Consider the following 19,219-nt stretch of genomic DNA (forward strand, 5'->3'; position numbering starts at 1 on the left):
ACTGCCAATCTCAATCAACCCAAACATTTATGATTTCATTTAAAGACATCGAACCGCAAGACAAAGAGCTTATCACCTCATACACCTTAAATGCTCCTCGAAGAAACTGTGACCTTTCGTTTTCCAATCTGTGCAGCTGGCGCTTCCTGTACAATACCCGGTTTGCCATTATGGACGGATTCCTGTTATTGAAGTTCCGGGCCAATGGGAAATCGGTATATATGATGCCGATAGGCAACGGTGATTTGAAGAAAGTGTTGGATGCTCTGATGGAGGATGCCCGTCGGGAAGGAGAGCCTTTCTGCTTGCTGGGCATTTGCTCCGGGATGTGTTCCGAACTGGAAGCTTTCATGCCCGGGAGGTTCCGGTTCACGGCAGACCGTGACTATGCGGATTATCTCTATCTTCGTACCGACCTTGCCACGCTTTCGGGGAAGAAGCTTCAAGCCAAGCGAAACCACGTGAATAAATTCAAGCGGACTTATAGCTATGAATACACTCCCATTACCCCCGATCGCATTCAGGAATGCCTGGAACTGGAGGCCATCTGGTGCAGGGCCAACAACTGCGACCAACATGAGGGAACAGGCAACGAACGCCGCGCATTGGTTTACGCTCTTCAGCACTTTGATGAGCTGGGGCTGATGGGGGGTATTCTGCATGTAAACGGTAAGATTGCGGCCTTCACCTTCGGCATGCCCATCAACCGGGATACCTTCGGGGTGCACATCGAGAAGGCCGATGCAAGTATTGACGGAGCATACGCGATGATTAACCACGAGTTTGCAAACCATATTCCCGAACAATATATCTATATCAACCGGGAGGAGGATTTGGGCATCGAAGGTTTGCGCAAGTCCAAGCTATCTTATCAGCCTGCCATCATTCTGGAAAAATACATGGCCTGCCTGAAAGACGAACCCGTGGAAATGATAAAATAGTAGCGGAACGAGATGGACGGGGTGAAACGACAGATAAAGAACTTATGGAAGCTTTGTTTCGCTGATAGCGAGGAGTTCAGAGAGATGTATTTCCGGCTGCGCTACAATGACAGCGTCAACATTGCCATGGAAAGTGAGGGGAAAGTGATTGCGGCTTTGCAAATGTTGCCTTATCCCATGACGTTTGGAGGGGAGGAAATCAAAGTCGCTTATGTCTCCGGGGCCTGTACGCATCCCGACCATCGTAACCGGGGGGTAATGGGCGAGCTCTTATCCCGGGCTTTCATGCGCATGTTGCACAATGGCAAGGTCTTGTCTGCTTTGATTCCTGCGGAACCTTGGCTGTTCGCTTATTATGCCCGCTATGGCTACGCGCCTGTGTTCAAATGCAGGACAAGCACTTTCGTGGCTTCGGACGTTCCTGCTTCCGGCCAAGAGTATGTGTTGAGAGTGGGTGAACAATGCAAAGCGAGAAGATATGAATACCTGAATGGTAAGTTAAGAGAACGAGCTTACTGCATGCAACATACAAAGGAGGACTTTCGTGTTATTCTTGCCGATTTGCGATTGGGGCAGGGATATGTCTATACATTGCATACGAAGGAGAGCAAGCTTAAGGAAGGCAATGACGAGCCGGAAAGTAAGGCCCGGATTGTTGCGCTGGCTGTGGCCTATCGGGCAGGGTCGGACGAATGGCGTATCGGAGAAATTGTATCGGACACTCCCGAAACATATACCTTATTGCTTCAAAGCATTTGCAGGGATTTGAATGTCTCGTCCGTCGAAGTGCTTGCCCCTCTTTCGGCGGATGAAGCCGGCGAGCCTTTAGGAATGGCGCGTATCATCGATGCCGGAGCCATGTTGGAACTTTATGCGGGCATCCATCCCGAAGTGGAGAGTTGCATCTGCCTCACCGACGAGCAAATAAGCGAGAACAACGGCTGCTATCACTTGAGTGGCGGTAAATGTATAAAAAGTGCCACGTGCTTGCCGGACAACCACGTGGCACTTACAATCGGTGAACTCACCACTAAAATATTCGAAAGGTCACTCCCGTATATGAGCCTGATGATGAACTGACGTTACAATCCGCTGAAGTCCACTCCCTCGAATACCAACGAAGGTATGCGCCAGGAAGAGGAGAGACGGGGGTCATTGCCAACGGCTGTCAAAGAAGACCAGAGGGTAATCATATTGCCGGTCACATTCATTTCGTTGACAGGTTGAATCAATTTTCCGTTTTCTATCAGGAAGCCTTCGATGCCATAGGAGAAGTCACCGGTACTCTTGTTGCTGTTTCCGCCGTTGAATCCGGTAACTAATATGCCTTTTTGTACATCCGCCACCAAACCGTCCAAGTCTTTGTTTCCCGGTTGCAGCACCAGCAGAGAAGGTGAGTTGATGGTCGGTTTCACTCCCATTTTCTTGGAGTTATAGGTGTCGATGAAATAGGTTTTCAATGTTCCGCTTTCGAATATCGGACGACGTTCGGTTGCCACGCCTTCACTGTCGAAGTAACGGGCGCCACGGGCTCCGATGAGATGAGGCTCATCCATCAGGTTCAGTTTGTCGGAACCGACTTTCGTGTTGAGCTTGTTCAGCAGGAACGAATTCTTTTGCTGAAGGGCGGAACCGTACAAGGCACTCAACAACGGGCTGAGCAATTGGCCTGCATTCATGGGATCGACCACCATGGTATACTTGCCCGAAGCGGCCTTGCGCTGTCCCAGTTTCTTTAATACACGTTCCAATGCCTTTGTTCCGATGCCCGACTTTATCAGTTTGTCATAAAAGATGGCCGAGTCGTACCAATAAGAAGAAGGACGTGCTTCTCCTTCTCCTTTCACGGCCACATCGGCCGAAACCGAGAACCAGGTGGACTTGGATTCGCCTTCAAAACCGTTACTCGTCAGGCGGTATGAAGCCTCTTCTCCATCACTGTAAGAGCTGCCGACCGATATGATGCGTTCGTCTTTTCCCAAGACCTCTTCGGCTGCGGCACGGGCGATAGCCACTTTGTCGTCGGGGTTCAGACTGTAGAACTTGTTGTCGAACAGTTGCAAATCGGGCTTTCCCCCTTTATAGTAGCGGGAAGGTTCGGGCAATACGCGTGCTTCGTCTTCTGCCAGATAGCGTGTGGACTCAATGCCGTTCTTGATGAAGCTTTCCAGTTCTTTCTTATCCAAACGGTTGGTGGAATACGAACCGTATTTTCCGTCAACATACAAACTGATGCTCAAACCGCTTTCAGAAGCCTGTTGCAATTTATCCATCTTGGCGTCACGCAATTCGAACGAAGCGTTGGAGTTGGAATACAGCACCAACTTGGCTGCCTGACAGCCATTCTTCAGGGCATAATCCATTGCCCATTGTGCCAATTTCTTATTATTATCCGTAATCATTTCGTTTAATTTTCAGTTTTCCGTTTTTTGTTAGCTTTCTCCTCCTACCGTCAGTTTGCTGACCAATGCCGACGGCATGCCGCAGGTCACCGGACAAGACTGCCCGTCTTTGCCGCAGGTCCATGTGCCGTTGTCTATCTTGTCGTTGTTGGCCACCATGGTGATGTCTGCCAGTGCTTTCGGTCCGTTGCCGATGATATTGATGTCTTTGATGGGCTGTGTCAGTTTTCCGTCTTCAATCAGATAACCGGACTTCACGAAGAAAGTAAAGTCGCCGGCACCGATTTGCACCTGTCCGTTGGTGAAGTTGTCCACAAAGATACCGTTCTTCACGGTAGAAATGATATCCTCCTCTTTCATGTTTCCGGCTTCCATATAGGTGGCTCGCATGCGGGGGATGGGCATATTTCGGAATGTGTCGCGACGGCCGTTTCCGGTAGGCGCCACGCCATAATGTTTGGCGCTGATGCGGTCGTGCAGGTAACTGGTCAGCACGCCTTCTTTCACGATATAAGTCTTTTGTCCTTCCACACCCTCATCGTCGAAGTTTACGGAGCCTCGGTTGAAGGGAATGGTACCGTCGTCTACCACGTTGATGTGCTCGTCGCAAATCTTCTTGCCGAAGAGGTCGCAGAAGATGGAGGTGCGCTTGCGGTTGAAGTCGGCTTCGAAAGCATGTCCGATGGCTTCGTGCAGCAGGATGCCCGAACCTCCTGCGCCCATAACCACGGGCATTTCGCCACCTTTGGGCTTGATGGCCTTGAACAGGATGGAAGTGTTGTCTACCGCTTCGCGTGCAAGAACTTCAACGATATCGTCTGTCATGAATTCAAACCCTTTGCGGTAGGAACGGCTGGCATAGCCATTCTCCATCTTTCCGTTTTCTTCCATGATGCAGACTGCCACGAACGAAACCATGGGGCGGTAGTCATAGTAACTCACACCCTCGGAATTGCAGAACAGCACGTGCGAAGTGTTGTCGGTGAGGTAGGCCTGCACCTTGCTTACACGTTTGTCCAAAGAGAAAATCTTCTCGTTCAGTTTTTCCAAGTAAGGAATTTTTGTCTTTACGCTCACGTCTTCCCACGATTCGTTAACGGCATAGCGGCTTTTGGCTATTGTCTTCTCCGTCAGTGCCATCGTTTTGCCGGCCTTGCCGGACGACGCGATGCGGGCGGCTGTACGGGCGGCACGCAACATTTCGTCTAACGTGACGCCTTCCACATAAGCGTACCCGGTTTGGTCTCCTGCCAAAACACGCACCCCCATGCCGAAGTCGATGTTGGCTCCGCAATTGTTTACCTTGCCGTCCTTCAGACTTACATTGTTGTTGAATGTATGTTCAAAATAGAGGTCGGCATAGTCGCCTCCCTTTTCCAGAGCGGCAGCAAGCACTTTCCTTAAATCGGCTTCTGTCACGCCGAAATGGTTCATTGCCGCAGTAACGGCAGATTTGTCATCTGCTCTTTCCAATGTCTTCCGAACGGATGCCGGCACAGCCAACGACGGTGCTGCCAGCGAGCCTAATGCCGCCAGACTTCCCGTCCTTAAAAAATTTCGTCTATCCATCTTTTTGCTATAAATTGGTTATAAGAAACTGTTTCTTTTTTCTTTTCCGGGTTATCGGTCAACTTTCCTTTGTCAACAGGCTTTCAAGTTCTTCCGCATTCAGTCGCAGGTAGAACTGTCCTTTGTAGGCCACGGAGATGGCTCCGGTCTCTTCCGATACGATGATTGCGTGTGCATCCGAGACTTGGGCAATACCCATGGCTGCTCTATGACGTAAGCCCAGTTCTTTGGGAATATCCAGATTGTGAGATACCGGCAAGATGCAGCCTGCCGCCTTGATTCGCTTCTTGCTGATCACCATGGCTCCATCGTGCAACGGACTGTTCTTGAAAAAGATATTTTCTATCAGGCGCTGGTTGATGTCGGCATTGATTACCTCTCCCGTGCGCACTACGTCGTCCAAAGGCATGTCGTGCTCCATGACAATCAATGCACCTACTTTTTGCTTTCCCATGCTGATGCATGCCATCACTATCGGCATGATGTCTTCATGTTCCAGCTTTTTTTTCTTGTTGCCGGTGAAGAAACGTACCAATGCGCTGGCATGTTGGTGCGAGCCGAGCGTCAGCAGAAAGCGCCGTATTTCTTCCTGAAACAAGATGATGAGTGCCAATACACCGACACTGACCAGTTTGTCGAAGATGGAGCCAAGCAGCTTCATTTCCAACACTTGGGATACCACCAGCCATATCAGGATAAATACCAGAATCCCGGTAAACACATTGATAGAACCGGAGGCTTTCATCAGTTTATACGTATAGTATAACATGAGCGCCACCAGCAGTATGTCAATGAAATCTTTTATGCCAAATTCTATAAACACAAGCTATCTATAATTTATGATTCGTATTTTTTCTCATTGCCTCCACTATTTTCACAGTCTCCACGGCTTCTTTCACATCGTGAACCCGAATGATGTCGGCTCCTTTCAGCAAACATATCGTATCAATCACCGTGGTGCCGTTCAGGGCTTCCTGCGGCGTGCTGCCCAGCAGACGATATATCATCGACTTGCGGGACACTCCTATGAGCAAGGGTAATTCGAAGATGCGGAACTCTTCCAAATGTGCCAATAGTTCGTAGTTGTGCTCCAACGTTTTTCCGAAGCCGAATCCTGGATCGAGAATGATATCCTTCACGCCGAGGTCGCGCAATTGTTGCACTTTGCGGGCAAAATATTGAAACACGTCTTTCAGCAGATTGTCATAATGCGGATGTTGCTGCATGTTTTGCGGTGTGCCTTGCATGTGCATCATGATATAAGGCACGTTCAGCTCGGCCACCGTGCCGAACATGTCGGCATCCATTTCTCCCGCTGCAATGTCGTTGATGATGGCTACACCGTATTCCTCTACACACATGCGGGCCACATCGGCACGAAAGGTGTCTACGGACACTACAGCGTTCGGACATCTTTTGTGCAGTATGGTCAGTCCGAAGCGCAACCGTTCCATCTCTTCGCTGGCAGAAACGTCTGCGGCATCCGGGCGGGAAGAGTAAGCTCCGATGTCGATGATTCCGGCGCCATCGGCCAGAATCCGTTCCGCACGGCAGGCTATTTCCTCTTCCGTCTGCATGCGGCTGCCGGAATAAAAAGAGTCGGGAGTTACATTCAATATCCCCATGACGCAAGGGGTAGATAAGTCCATTAGTTGGCCGTTGACGTTTATATAGCGGGGTTTCAAGAATTCCATAAGCGTTTTCCTTGTTACATCTCTGCAAATGTAAACAAAAAAGTTGTAGTTGGTGCATGCCTGCAATCACAAAATGAAGAATACGCCCCGGAATGCCCCGCGAATTGGAGTTGCTCAAGAAAGAGGGGGAGCGTGCCCGGCATTTGGATGAGCAGGTACAGGTTCTCTCTTCTGCTTTGGTGGAGGGCGATGAGGTGGTGAGAAAGCTGCGCAGTCACCCCAAGTTTCTTACAGATGCCGATTGGGAGTATTTGCAGAAGCTTGCCGACCGAGTGTACGATGGCTTCACCGGACGGTTTTCTCTTCACTCTCCTCAACTTACGCCCGCCCATCGCCTGCTCATCCGCCTGCATTTCAGCAATGTGCAGATTGCCGCATTGACTGCCGTATCTCCCTCCTCCGTGTCTCAATTGAAGTTCCGCCTGAAGAAACGGCTGATGGAGGCAGATGCCGCGTTGTTCGTCAACGGAGAGACGGTGGATAGCGTGATTGAACGTTACTGTGGCTTATAGGGACCTCTCTGTTTGCATATCATCGGTTGACGTTTTTGCTTTCTGTTCGAAACGAAAAGGTATGGATATTCGTTTGCTTGTCCGAACTAAAGGACTATAAATCAAGCGGTATGGCCTCCGCTCGTGGATTCATATCGAATTCCTGACTATAATACCGGATAAAAATGAAACTACCTTAAAAAAGAAGAAAGAAAGGGGAAAAAGCCCGTAGATGCTCAAAGAACACTATCTTTGCAACATTTTCAGGATGTGTCTCCTGATAATATCATAAAACCAAACAGGCTTATAAATATGATTATCTTTGATTGTGAACGAATGAGACATGCCAACTGCGGATTCTTTTCTTTCTGCAATTATCTGTCACAGGCATTACACGAAGAGGCCCGGCAGCATCCGGAATATCCTTTGGGCTTTTACATGCCCAAAAAGCTCATGGGCTTCTGGGGGGATGACTATCGGTACATCAAAGTGAACACTTTCCTTCACAAACTGTTTTTATACAGACCCCACACCACTTTGTGGCACTCCAGCTGTCAGCTTACGCACTACATCCCGTTCGGCATCAAGGTGGTGCAAACCATTCACGACTTGAACTATCTGTATGAGCCGGTGTCGCAAAAAGAACGCACGCGCATTGTAAGACGAATAAAGAAGCACATCAATCGGATTTCGCAGTTTGTGGCCATATCGGAATGGACCAAGAAAGATATTCTGAATAATTTCGATATAGGAGACAGACCCGTTAAGGTAATATACAATGGCTGTAACATATGGAACGGTCCCGTGGAAGAGCCTAAACGGAAACCCACCCGCCCTTTCCTCTTCTCCATCAGCTCCATGTATCCCAAGAAGAACTTTCACGTGCTGGCATGCCTGCTGAAAGACAATGATTATGAACTGATACTTGCCGGTGCTCACAATTCTCCGGAGTATGTCCGGAAGATTTATGAAGAAGCTGTGCGGTGGCAGGTAGCAGACAGGATTCATCTTCCGGGTGCCATTCCCGAAAGCGAAAAGCACTGGTATCTGCGCCATTGCACAGCTTTCCTGTTCCCATCCATAGCCGAGGGGTTCGGACTTCCTGTTGTCGAGGCCATGCAATACGGCAAACCGGTGTTCCTATCTACGCACACCTGTCTGCCTGAAATAGGGAAAGAGTATGCCTACTATTTCAACCACGACTTTGACAGAGAAGTGATGAGAACCGAGTTTCGGAACGGACTTGACGACTTCTATAACGGGCATAAAGATCCGGAGAAAATCAAAGCCCATGCACTGAGCTTTTCATGGGAGAATACCGCAAAACAATATTGGGAGGTCTATAAAGAGGTAATCAACCGGTAAGAAACGGTCTCTTTTCAAAAGGTGCTTAAGATACTCTTTAGCTTTTGCCCGATATCCTTTTCGAGGAAAGTTCAGATAGGGACTTAAGCAGGCGTTGATTTTTGGAAATATAAGAAAGTTTACTTAGTTTTGTCTTTCAATAAACAGTTTATCATTTAATCTCTGAAGTTATGAGCTTTACAACACTAAGTAACAGTATTTTTACAGCGTCCATTCTTGACTATCACAAGGCAGACCATGTGGATACCCCTATTCAGAATCCTTATCCACTGAAAAGCATTGAGTACTATCTGTATCTGAAGAACTGGATCGATACCGTGCAGTGGCACTTGGAAGACATCATACGCGACCCCGCCATCGACCCGGTGGAGGCCTTGAAGATTAAAAGAAGAATAGACAAGTCCAACCAAGACCGCACGGATCTGGTGGAACTGATAGACAGCTACTTCCTCGACAAATACAAGGATGTGCAAGTACGCCCCGATGCCATCATCAACACCGAGAGTCCGGCATGGGCCATAGACCGCCTCTCCATCCTCGCACTCAAAATCTATCACATGCGTCAGGAGGTGGAGCGCACCGATACCACTCCGGAACATCGCGCTCAATGCGAGACCAAACTGAACGTGCTACTGGAACAACAAAAAGACCTCTCCTCCGCCATCGACCGGCTGATTGCTGACATTGAAGCGGGATATAAGTATATGAAGGTGTACAAGCAGATGAAGATGTACAACGACCCCAGCCTGAATCCTGTTCTTTACGGCAAGAAATGAGAATACTTGTCATCCGTCTTTCAGCATTGGGCGACGTGGCAATGACCGTGCCGGTCATTGATTCCGTGGCCCGTCGGTATCCGCAGTTGGAAATCACCGTATTGAGCAAGCCTTTCGTGTCGCCCCTGTTCGAGCGGATGCCTGCCAACGTGCGATTTCGAGGTGCAAACCTCGGCCAATACAAGGGGGTAGGCGGATTGTTCTGTCTGTTCCGTGAGCTCAAGGAAGAAAGATACGATGCCGTGGCCGACCTGCACGACGTGCTCCGTTCTAAATTCCTCCGCTTCCTGTTCGCCTGTTGCGGCAAGCTGACGGCGCACATAGACAAAGGAAGAAAAGCAAGAAAGCGATTGACAAGACCGCACGACAAGAAGATGCAGCCCCTGCCTTCCTCTTTCGCCCGTTACGCCGATGTGTTCAGGCGGTTGGGCTTCCCAACGGAAGTAATCTTCCGCTCCATCTATGGCGAAAGCAAAGGAGAAGCAAGCCTTTTTCAAGCAGTGACCGGTCTGCCCGACGGCAAGCATTGGATAGGCATTGCCCCTTTTGCCGCACACGCGGGAAAGATACTGCCCGAAAGCACCCTTACAGCACTCATTGAAAAAGTTGCTTCGCATAAAGACCGGAAGATATTCCTGTTTGGAGGCGGAAAGGCCGAGGCGGAGAAGTTGGAACGCTGGAGCAAACCCTACGACAACGTGGTGTCACTGGCCGGGAAACTGAAACTGAACGCAGAGTTGTCTTTGATGAGCCATCTCAAGGTGATGGTGTGCATGGACTCGGCCAATATGCATCTGGCTTCGCTCACCGCCACGCCGGTCGTATCCGTCTGGGGTGCCACGCATCCCTTTGCCGGGTTCATGGGATGGGGGCAAAGCAACGACAATGCCGTTCAGACGGATTTGCCTTGCCGCCCGTGTTCCATCTTCGGCAACAAGCCGTGCCTTAGAGGCGATTATGCCTGTCTGACGGAAATAACTGTCGGACAAATCATTAAGAAAATAGAGTCAAGCCTAAACGCATGAAAATAATCATTCACCCCAAATATCAATCGGCTTCTGCTTTTATTGCCCGTCTGCCCGAAGCGTTCGAAACGGAAGGAGAAGTGATATATGCAGGTCGCAATGTGGTCAAGAGGTTCAATACCGCTTACGGCGAGTGGATTGTGAAGCGATACAAAAAGCCAAACTTCATCCAGCGATTGGCCTATACGTTCTGGCGCAAAAGCAAGGCGGAAAGAGCTTTTCTGTATGCCGGGATACTGAACTCCATCGGGATAGATACACCCGAAGGCATCGGGTATGTGGAATGCAGGCAAAACGGACTGTTCCACACCGGTTATTTCATATCCGCGGCATACAATTATCCACCGCTTCATCCTGTATTGGTGACAAGCATCGACTTCGACAAACAGCTGGCTTCTGCCTTAGCGTCTTTCCTTGTATCCATGCACTGCAAAGGGTTCATGCATGGTGACCCTAATCCGGCCAACATCCTCTATCATACCGATGAAGAGGGGAAATTCTGCTTTTCCGTCATCGACACCAACCGTTCCGTCTTCAAGGCTTCGCTTTCTCGCAAAGAGTGTCTGGACAATCTGAAGCGGGTTACTCACAGACGGGATTTGCTGCAATACGTCGTGGAGGAGTATGCTATAGGGCGCAAATGGAATGTCAGACAAAGTGTGGAACAAGTGATGCGTGCATTAGACTGCTTTGAGAAAAGAAGACGATTCAAACGTCTCCTTAGGCCCAAACATTCGTCCTGACAGCAGTCTCATGCCGACTTTTTATCGACTTTTTTATTCTTCTCCCTACTGATTGTCTTCCGGACATCGGCTTTCCACCTCTGCAACGGTTGCTTCTTCCACCGGACGGGCATAGTCCATGCGGCACATCTCGTACACCAACTTCAACCATATCACAAAACAAGGAAATGCCTTTAGGGCATAGGGGCGCACGATTTCTTTACGGATAAAGGCCGGAAAGAGGTCGGACGATGACATACTTGTCAGAATGAAGGCAAAGATCATCAACGCCACGTCCCACTTTGAACGTTTCCAAGGAGCCGACCAATACCAGTAGCCCAGTCCGGCAAAAGCGATGATATAGGTACTCGACTCGCTGCCTGTACTGAAGAGCACTACAAACAGCAACACCGAAGCCAACAGCGTATAGCGGAAAGAAGCGTGCTTATACTGATTCAGACGCAGATAGGGGAGACCGAAAAGGAACAGTGCTGGGGCTATGAGCCAAAGGTCGGAATAGGTGGAGCAACCTGAAATCTTACGAACCATACCCAGCAGCGAGATGTTCTGATAGCCCGAAAACATGTTCTCGATATTCTTTGCCGAAAGACTTTCCCACCAGTCGGCATACTGTGACACGATATAGCCGGGACTGCTGATGAGCATGGGAGCTGCAAACATCACCGCCGCCCAGAACAGCAGTGACAGCACGAACTTGGTTTTATGTCGGGAGAAGAAGAAAAACGCCAGTCCCACGATGCCGTAGAGCTTCACGAATGTGCCCGACATGATGAAACACGCTGCCCAGAAATCCTTTTCTTTCTCTATGCAATAGAAAGTGGCTATGATGATAGCGGCAACAGCTATGTTGAACTGCGACATGAAGAGTGCTGACAATAGCTCGTGGGCGCAAAACCAATAGAGGAAGATGCGCTTACGCCGGGGGAAGGGTAGCAGCCGTATGGCATAATAGAGGCAGAGTGACAAGGCGATGTGCCAGAACAGCATACCCACCCATTCGGGCAGTAAAGCAAAGGGAGCTATCATCAAACTGAAGAAGGGACCGTAATGGTTCGTGTCCCAATACTCGTCATAGACTGCATAGAGCGGATTCTGCTCTATCGTGTGCCAAAAAACATATCTGAATATGAGGAAATTGTTGTGTTTCGAGATTTTCAGCAAAGAGGCAACTACCGGTAGCAGGAGCCATAGGCCGAAAAGCGTGCGGTCGTCTCTGAAAAAGGGCTTCTGCAAGAAAGCGCGAAAACGTCGTAACTGTGCCATAACGTCATTTTTCATACCATGGTTTATTTCATTCAAACTGCAAAGATAGATAATTTAAAGAAGCCAAACGCTCTACATCCAAATATTACCTATATTTGTGCCTAAAAAAGAACCATGAAGATAGGATTCGATGCCAAGCGAGCGGCACAAAACAGAACCGGACTGGGCAATTACAGCCGGTTTGTCATCGAGAGTCTTGCAAAGTATGCCCCTGCCGGGCGATACCTGCTGTATGTCCCCCATCCGGGGAAAACCGACTGTATAGGTAACCTCCTTCAACAGTCCAAGGTGGAAATGCGCTGCCCTCGCACAAGTTTCTGGAAAAGGCTGCGTTCGCTGTGGCGCGTATGGGGCGTCACCCCCGACTTTGAACAGGACCGCATACGGCTGTTTCACGGCCTGAGCAACGAGTTGCCCCTGAACATACGCAAAGCTCGCCGTGTGCGCAGCATCGTCACCATCCACGATCTCATCTTCCTGCGCCATCCGGAGTATTACCCGTACATCGACCGCAAAATCTACGCCTACAAATTTCGCAAGGCCTGCCAGAATGCCGACCGCATCATCGCCGTGAGCCAATGCACTAAGCAAGACATCGTGGACTTCTTCCACATCCCCGAAGAGAAGATAGACGTGGTGTATCAGGGTTGCGACGCCAGCTTCAAGCGCCCCGTCGATGCCGAAAAGAAAGAGCGCGTACGCCGGAAGTACAGCCTGCCTTCCCGATACATCCTCTATGTGGGAAGCATCGAAGAGCGGAAAAACCTGATGCTGCTGGCGCAAGCCCTGCCCTTTCTGCCCGATGGGACGGAGGTGATAGCCGTGGGCAAGCGCACCCGCTATGCCGGCAAGGTGGAGGCCTTCCTCAAGCGGAACAGGCTGGAACACCGCATGCGGCTCGTCAGCAACGTGCCTTTCGACGACCTGCCGGCCTTCTATCAGATGGCCTCCGTGTTTGTATATCCCTCCAAGTTCGAAGGCTTCGGCATTCCGCTGCTGGAAGCGCTGAACAGCGGCACGCCTGCTATAGGCGCCACAGGCTCGTGTCTGGAAGAAGCCGGCGGGCCGTATTCGTTGTACGTAAGTCCCACCGATGCCCGTGAACTGGCTGAAGCCATTACCCGTACACTCACCGATTCCGAGCTCAGGGAAAAGATGATTACCGAAGGAAAGAAATACGCCATCAACTTCGAGCCGGAGAGAATAGCCACAGAGATAATGACGGTGTATGAGAAAGTAATATACACATAAGAAGAAATGAAAGTCATCGTAGACAACAAAATCCCCTTTATCAGCGAAGCCATCGAAAAGATAGCTGACAGTGTGGTTTATGCTCCTGGAGCGGACTTCACGCCGGAGCTGGTGAGGGATGCGGACGCACTCATCGTGCGCACACGTACCCGGTGCGACCGTTGTTTGCTGGAGGGCAGTCGGGTGCGCTTCATCGCCACCGCCACCATCGGGTTCGACCATATTGACACCGACTATTGCCGACAGGCAGGCATCACGTGGAGCAACGCTCCCGGCTGCAACTCGGCTTCCGTGGCCCAATACCTGCAATCGTCGCTGCTCCTGCTGCAAGAGCTGCGGGGCATGCGTCTGCCGGAGCTGACGCTGGGCGTTGTGGGCGTGGGCAATGTGGGCAGCAAGGTGGCCGAAGTGGGGCGCTGCTTGGGCATGCGTGTGCTGCTGAATGACCTTCCGCGTGAGGAGCAGGAGGAAACGTCTGTTTTCCGGTCACTGCAAACCTTGGCTGAAAAGTGTGACATCATCAGTTTTCACGTACCATTATATAAGGTGGGAAGATACAAGACGTTTCATCTGGCTGACGATGCCTTCTTCCGCTCACTGAAGCGTCGTCCCGTCATCATCAATACCTCGCGCGGCGAAGTGGTCGAAACCCATGCACTGCTGGAGGCCTTGGAGTACGGGAAAATATCGAATGCCATCATCGACGTCTGGGAGAACGAACCTGACATCGACCTTACCTTATTAAATAAGGTGTTCCTCGGCACTCCCCACATTGCCGGCTATTCGGCCGACGGCAAGGCAAACGCCACACGCATGTCTCTTGATGCGCTCTGCCGTTTCTTTCACATAAAGGGCGATTATTCGATTTCCCCTCCACCGCCGCCAAATCCGGTCATCACTGCCACCTCGCTTGCCGAGGCCTGCCTGCAAATATACGATCCACGGCGTGACAGCGATGCACTGAAAGCCTGTCCCAAACTATTCGAAAAACTGCGAGGCGACTATCCGTTGCGAAGAGAAAAAGATGCGTATGAGGTAGTGGTTAGTGATTCGCATCCGAGGATTATGAAAGGATATTGAACTTCGTTGTGGACAGAAGCATGTATGCGGCTACGGAAGCATTCCGGAAGTGGTGAAAGCAGCTTACAACGTTCCGTCAACCGACTGCTCCGATTGCGGGTTTTATCGTATCAGGCGCAATCTCCGCCAACGGTTTCATTACGAAGTCGCGTTGTAGCATCAGCGGGTGGGGCAGTGTGAGTTCGGGGGTGTTTTGCACAACAAGCGTACCGTCGGATTCGAGGCAGAACAAGAGGTCGATGTCTATCACCCGGTCGGTGTAAACGCCGTCCACTGACTTGCGGGTGCGCCCCATCTCCCGTTCTATCTCTTGTGTAATCCTCAGGATTTCCAGCGGAAGAAAGGTAGTCTCCACACAAAGGACGGCATTCAGAAAACCGTTCGCCGAAGTGAAGCCCCACGGTGCGGTGGCGTAAAAAGAAGACAAGGAAACGCGTCGCCCTATCCTCTCTTCTATCTTCCGCACGGCAAACAAGAGATTATGCTCCTTGTCGCCAAGATTGGTGCCAAGACTTAAATAAAGGGTCATTAGTGGTGAGTGGTTAGTGGTGAGTGGTTAGTGATGAGTGGTTAGTGTCCGCAAGAATATTAACCGTTAATCACTAACCACTAACCGTTATATAATCAGCATGGCGTCGCCGTAGGTGCCGAAGCGGTAGTCCTCTTTGATGGCCACTTCGTAGGCGCTCATCACCTGGTCGTATCCGCCGAAGGCAGAGACAATCATCAGCATTGTGGAGAGCGGCATGTGGAAGTTGGAAATCATTGCATTGGCTACGGTGAAGTCGTAAGGAGGAAAGATGAACTTGTTGGTCCAGCCGTCGTACGTCTTCAGATGGCCGTCCGTGCTGACGGTGCTCTCGATGGCGCGCATCACGGTGGTGCCCACGGCGCAGACCTGCTTGCCGAGGTCTTTGGCGCAGTTCACCTTCTGTACGGTTTCTTCGTTTACAATCATCTGCTCGGAGTCGGTCTTATGCTTGGTGAGGTCTTCCACATCGATGTCGCGGAAGTTGCCCAGACCGGCATGCAGGGTGATGTAGGCAAAGTCGATACCTTTGATTTCCAAACGCTTCATCAGCTCGCGGCTGAAATGTAGACTGGCGGTGGGAGCAGTCACCGCCCCCTCGTTCCGTGCAAAGATGGACTGGAACCGTTCGGCGTCTTCCGGTTCGGCCGGACGGTTGATGATGCTGTGCGGCAGCGGTGTCTCGCCCAATGCATAGAGGGCTTTCTTGAACTCGTCGTGCGGGCCGTCGTAGAGGAAACGGAGCGTACGTCCGCGCGAAGTGGTGTTGTCAATCACTTCGGCCACCATGGAGTCGTCTTCGCCGAAGTAGAGCTTATTGCCGATGCGGATTTTGCGGGCGGGGTCTACCAGCACGTCCCACAACCGGAGTTCTTCGTTCAGCTCGCGCAACAGAAACACTTCGATGCGTGCGCCGGTCTTCTCTTTGTTGCCGTACAAGCGGGCGGGGAACACCTTGGTGTCGTTGAAGACAAACACATCCTTATCGTCGAAATAGTTCAGAATGTCCTTGAATGTCTTGTGCTCGATTTCACCTGTCTTGCGGTGCAGCACCATCAGGCGCGACTCGTCTCTGTACTTCACGGGATGCAAAGCAATCTTCTCTTCGGGAAGTTTGAATTTAAATTGCGACAGTTTCATATTGTATATAATGTATAAAGGTGTCGGTATGGACCGGGTGCCGATAGAAACACCGGCCACAGCACGACGTTACTAATTCAATCTCTGTTATTCTCTTCCGTTTCTACCTCTTGCGAGTCTATCCACTCCCTGAACTTGAGCGGGTCGAGGCAGTCTTCCACGCGCACATTGCCCACGCGGGTGCGTTGCAAGGCGGTGAGGTGCGCCCCGCTCTGCAGAGCTTCGCCGATGTCGCGGGCCAGGGCACGGATGTAGGTACCTTTGCTGCACACTACCCGCACCTTGATTTGGGGCAGGTTGCACTCCAGCAGCTCTATCTCGTCGATGACCAGCGGTTTGGGCTTCAGCTCCACTTCCTTGCCTTTGCGTGCCAGGTCGTAGGCGCGTTTGCCGTTCACCATGCAGGCGGAAAAGGCGGGAGGTACTTGGCGTATCTCGCCGACGAACTTCTTCAGCGCTTCCTCCACCAACTCGCGGGTGATGTGCTCTGTGGGGTAGACGGCGTCTATCTGGTGTTCCAAGTCGTAAGAGGGAGTGGTGGCGCCCAGCTGTATGGTGGCTATATACTCCTTTGTATGATATTGAAACTCTTCAATTCTTTTCGTGGCCTTGCCCGTGCAGACAATCATCACACCCGTGGCAAGCGGGTCGAGCGTACCGGCATGGCCTACCTTCAGCTTCTTCGCTTTCATTCGCCGGCAGATGTGGTAGCGCGCATGCCCCACCACCTTGAACGATGTCCAGCCCAACGGCTTATCGAAATACAATACTTCTCCTTCTCTGAAATCCATGCTTGCTTATATTTCCAGTGTGTGCCCCGCCAACAACAGAAGCAGTATCAGTCCGCCCACCACGATGCGATACCAGCCGAATGCCTTGAAGCCGTACTTTGTGACAAAGCTGATGAAGAACTTGATGGCCAGCAGTGCTACCACGAACGCCACGACGTTGCCAATTATCAAGGCGGAGATGTTGTTGACGATGATTTCCGTCCCCCCGTCGACGAAGAGTTTCAGTACCTTGTAGGCGGTAGCGGCGAACATGGTGGGGACGGCCAGGAAGAACGAGAACTCGGCAGCCTGCTTGCGGGTGAGTCTTTGCGCCATGCCGCCCACAATGGTGGCCATGGAGCGAGATACGCCCGGTATCATGGCGATGCACTGAAAGAGGCCGATGTTGAAAGCCCGCTTCTCGGTCAGTACGGTGTCTTCGCCGCCTTTATCGAATAGCTTGTCGCAGAACAGCATGAATATGCCTCCGATTACCAGCATTGCGGCAACCACCGTCACGCTCTCCAGCAGCTGGTCTATCTTGTCGCTGAACAAAAAGCCCAGCACAACGGCAGGGATAAAAGCCACCAGCAACTTCCAATAGAAATCGAACTTCTGCAGAAAGCGTTTCACCCAAATGTCGAACTTTTCGGCTGTTTCTTTTCCGGCAGTGGCCTCGGCATCGAACACCTTGACGGGATTAAGCCGGAAGAAACGCTTCCGGTACAGCCACACCACCGACAGAATGGCGCCGAACTGAATGATGACCGTAAAGGCTTTGACGAACTCTGTGCTCTCCACCCCCAAGAGATGTTGGGCAATAATCATGTGTCCGGTAGAAGATACCGGCAAGAACTCTGTCAGTCCCTCGACAATGGCAATGACAATGACCTGGAATATGCTTAAATCTCCCATCAGTCTTCAGTCTGCTGTTTCTTCGCCTTTGGTTTGCGCAACACGGCGTATATGATGAACACAAAGCCTGAAAGGCATATCACGGGAGCCACCTTGATGCGTCTGACGCTGAAGATGTCCGGTTCGAAAGCAGCCTGTCCGGATGCGGGGCCGGTCATCAGAAGGAAACCGATGATCACTACTGCCATGCCCGCGGCCAGCAGGATGAAGTTGGTCTTGTCGAAAGCGAATTTCTCTTTACTCATTTATGTCTTTTTTATGGTTTTACTGTTTATAGTTCCATGCAAGCTTTCTTGCCTTCAAAAGATCTTTGTATGTCGTTCAGACCGGATACAAACTCTGAAAAAATCCGAAGAACTCAAATATAATATAGTGTGCTTGCTTTCATTCTGAGATACTTATTGATGGAAAGCAATGCGCACAGCCAAGTGATGAGTACGCCAAATACCAGTACGGCAAGAGATACCGACAGCATGACGTCGGAAGTGATGACTTTCACCAGTTCCGGTTCGTACGACACCAGCCACAAAACTGCTCCCCACAATATGCCGTCGGCTATAAAGGCAGCCAACACGCCGATCCAGAAGTTGCGGAGCAAGAACGGACGGCGTATAAAAGCCCAGCTTGCCCCTACTAATTTCATGGTGTGGATAAGGAAGCGCTTGGAATATATAGCCAGCCGGATGGTGTTGTTAATCAGTGCAAAAGAGATAAAGGTCAGTATCACGGCCAGTCCCAGCAGCAACAGGCTGATGTTTCGTATATTGTCGTTCACGGCGTCTATGAGATCTTTCCGGTAGAGAACCTCCTGAATGTTGGTGTCCTTCTTGATGGACTTCTCTATTTTGGCGATGCTGTCGGAATTGGCATAGTCGGAATGTAGCTTTATCTCAATGGAAGCGGTGAAGGGATTGTATCCCAGAAACTCTTGCGGGTCGGTTCCCATTGCCTCGGTTTGCTCGCGCAAAGCCTGTTTCTTGGAAATGTATTCCGTTTGTTTCACGAAAGCCTCTTTGTCCAATTTCTTTTGAAGTTTCAGGATATCGCTCTCTTTCATGTCATCACTTATCAGCAGGGAGAAGCTGATGTTCTCTTTGACGTAGACGGAAAGGTTGTGGGATGCCAATACAAAGAACACAACCAGCCCTAACAACAGCAATACCAAGGTGGTACTGATGCCGGACGTGATGAACTGCATGTCAAAATAAGAAATAGAGTTGTTTTTCGCTTTCATCGGTTATGTCTTTTTCCTTTTATCGTCATAC

General features: G+C 50.6%; 20 protein-coding genes. 9 read left to right on the forward strand and 11 right to left on the reverse strand.

Features of this window, described 5'->3' with window-relative positions; all coding sequences use genetic code 11:
* Positions 1-29: 29 nt before the first annotated feature.
* A complete protein-coding gene (locus tag C4H11_RS09450; RefSeq protein ID WP_106041490.1) occupies positions 30-941 on the forward strand; it encodes a DUF2156 domain-containing protein in 912 nt (303 codons plus the stop codon).
* Between the two features lie 12 nt (positions 942-953).
* Positions 954-2,021, forward strand: coding sequence for a GNAT family N-acetyltransferase (locus tag C4H11_RS09455; RefSeq protein WP_106041492.1), 1,068 nt, complete (start codon positions 954-956; stop codon positions 2,019-2,021).
* Positions 2,022-2,023: 2 nt separating this feature from the next.
* On the opposite strand, the gene C4H11_RS09460 is transcribed toward C4H11_RS09455, so the two are convergent.
* The 4 genes from C4H11_RS09460 to folP are packed head-to-tail and all read right to left on the reverse strand — an operon-like array spanning position 2,024 to position 6,606.
* Complete coding sequence (locus C4H11_RS09460) at positions 2,024-3,343, reverse strand: TldD/PmbA family protein (protein WP_106041494.1); 1,320 nt, start codon at positions 3,341-3,343, stop codon at positions 2,024-2,026.
* 30 nt (positions 3,344-3,373) lie between these two features.
* Positions 3,374-4,912 (reverse strand): TldD/PmbA family protein, encoded by a 1,539-nt coding sequence (locus tag C4H11_RS09465; RefSeq protein ID WP_106041496.1) that lies wholly within the window; start codon positions 4,910-4,912, stop codon positions 3,374-3,376.
* A gap of 58 nt (positions 4,913-4,970) precedes the next feature.
* Positions 4,971-5,735: a diadenylate cyclase CdaA gene (gene cdaA, locus C4H11_RS09470; protein ID WP_106041498.1), complete on the reverse strand. Its 765-nt coding sequence runs from the start codon at positions 5,733-5,735 to the stop codon at positions 4,971-4,973.
* Positions 5,736-5,742: 7 nt separating this feature from the next.
* Positions 5,743-6,606, reverse strand: a complete 864-nt coding sequence (gene folP / locus C4H11_RS09475; protein WP_106041500.1) for a dihydropteroate synthase — start codon at positions 6,604-6,606, stop codon at positions 5,743-5,745.
* Between the two features lie 92 nt (positions 6,607-6,698).
* Between folP and C4H11_RS09480 the strand changes: the two genes are divergently transcribed.
* From C4H11_RS09480 to C4H11_RS09500, 5 genes are all read left to right on the forward strand, one after another.
* Positions 6,699-7,118, forward strand: coding sequence for a sigma-70 RNA polymerase sigma factor region 4 domain-containing protein (locus C4H11_RS09480; protein WP_106041502.1), 420 nt, complete (start codon positions 6,699-6,701; stop codon positions 7,116-7,118).
* Positions 7,119-7,409: 291 nt separating this feature from the next.
* Complete coding sequence (locus tag C4H11_RS09485; RefSeq protein ID WP_106041504.1) at positions 7,410-8,462, forward strand: glycosyltransferase family 4 protein; 1,053 nt, start codon at positions 7,410-7,412, stop codon at positions 8,460-8,462.
* 170 nt (positions 8,463-8,632) lie between these two features.
* Positions 8,633-9,238 carry a DUF4254 domain-containing protein gene (locus C4H11_RS09490; protein WP_106041506.1) on the forward strand — a complete coding sequence of 202 codons (606 nt, stop codon included), beginning with the start codon at positions 8,633-8,635 and terminating at the stop codon, positions 9,236-9,238.
* The gene (locus C4H11_RS09495) at positions 9,235-10,263 is read left to right on the forward strand and encodes a glycosyltransferase family 9 protein (RefSeq protein ID WP_106041508.1); all 1,029 of its coding nucleotides are present in this window, start codon (positions 9,235-9,237) and stop codon (positions 10,261-10,263) included. The genes C4H11_RS09490 and C4H11_RS09495 overlap by 4 nt, the downstream gene beginning before the upstream one ends.
* The gene (locus C4H11_RS09500; RefSeq protein ID WP_106041510.1) at positions 10,260-11,006 is read left to right on the forward strand and encodes a lipopolysaccharide kinase InaA family protein; all 747 of its coding nucleotides are present in this window, start codon (positions 10,260-10,262) and stop codon (positions 11,004-11,006) included. Before C4H11_RS09495 ends, C4H11_RS09500 begins: the two co-directional genes overlap by 4 nt.
* Before the next feature lie 45 nt (positions 11,007-11,051).
* Here C4H11_RS09500 and C4H11_RS09505 read toward each other — a convergent pair whose 3' ends face one another.
* Positions 11,052-12,284 carry a glycosyltransferase family 87 protein gene (locus C4H11_RS09505; RefSeq protein WP_394336035.1) on the reverse strand — a complete coding sequence of 411 codons (1,233 nt, stop codon included), beginning with the start codon at positions 12,282-12,284 and terminating at the stop codon, positions 11,052-11,054.
* A gap of 99 nt (positions 12,285-12,383) precedes the next feature.
* On the opposite strand from C4H11_RS09505, the gene C4H11_RS09510 reads away from it, so the two are divergent.
* Both C4H11_RS09510 and pdxB read left to right on the forward strand, forming a co-directional pair.
* Complete coding sequence (locus tag C4H11_RS09510; protein WP_106041514.1) at positions 12,384-13,520, forward strand: glycosyltransferase family 4 protein; 1,137 nt, start codon at positions 12,384-12,386, stop codon at positions 13,518-13,520.
* A 6-nt stretch (positions 13,521-13,526) separates the two neighbouring features.
* Positions 13,527-14,600 carry a 4-phosphoerythronate dehydrogenase PdxB gene (gene pdxB / locus C4H11_RS09515; protein ID WP_106041516.1) on the forward strand — a complete coding sequence of 358 codons (1,074 nt, stop codon included), beginning with the start codon at positions 13,527-13,529 and terminating at the stop codon, positions 14,598-14,600.
* A 76-nt stretch (positions 14,601-14,676) separates the two neighbouring features.
* On the opposite strand, the gene folK is transcribed toward pdxB, so the two are convergent.
* From folK to C4H11_RS09545, 6 genes are all read right to left on the reverse strand, one after another.
* Positions 14,677-15,129: a 2-amino-4-hydroxy-6-hydroxymethyldihydropteridine diphosphokinase gene (gene folK / locus C4H11_RS09520; RefSeq protein WP_106041518.1), complete on the reverse strand. Its 453-nt coding sequence runs from the start codon at positions 15,127-15,129 to the stop codon at positions 14,677-14,679.
* Positions 15,130-15,216: 87 nt separating this feature from the next.
* Positions 15,217-16,269, reverse strand: coding sequence for a tRNA preQ1(34) S-adenosylmethionine ribosyltransferase-isomerase QueA (gene queA, locus C4H11_RS09525; protein ID WP_106043314.1), 1,053 nt, complete (start codon positions 16,267-16,269; stop codon positions 15,217-15,219).
* A gap of 77 nt (positions 16,270-16,346) precedes the next feature.
* Positions 16,347-17,060: a tRNA pseudouridine(55) synthase TruB gene (gene truB, locus C4H11_RS09530; RefSeq protein WP_106041520.1), complete on the reverse strand. Its 714-nt coding sequence runs from the start codon at positions 17,058-17,060 to the stop codon at positions 16,347-16,349.
* Between the two features lie 6 nt (positions 17,061-17,066).
* Positions 17,067-17,954 (reverse strand): undecaprenyl-diphosphate phosphatase, encoded by an 888-nt coding sequence (locus C4H11_RS09535; protein ID WP_106041522.1) that lies wholly within the window; start codon positions 17,952-17,954, stop codon positions 17,067-17,069.
* Positions 17,954-18,199: a DUF3098 domain-containing protein gene (locus C4H11_RS09540; protein ID WP_106041524.1), complete on the reverse strand. Its 246-nt coding sequence runs from the start codon at positions 18,197-18,199 to the stop codon at positions 17,954-17,956. The genes C4H11_RS09535 and C4H11_RS09540 overlap by 1 nt, the downstream gene beginning before the upstream one ends.
* A 113-nt stretch (positions 18,200-18,312) precedes the next feature.
* Positions 18,313-19,188 (reverse strand): cell division protein FtsX, encoded by an 876-nt coding sequence (locus C4H11_RS09545; protein ID WP_106041526.1) that lies wholly within the window; start codon positions 19,186-19,188, stop codon positions 18,313-18,315.
* Positions 19,189-19,219: the final 31 nt, after the last annotated feature.

Source organism: Bacteroides zoogleoformans (genome assembly GCF_002998435.1).
GTDB classification, from domain to species: Bacteria; Bacteroidota; Bacteroidia; order Bacteroidales; family Bacteroidaceae; genus Bacteroides; species Bacteroides zoogleoformans.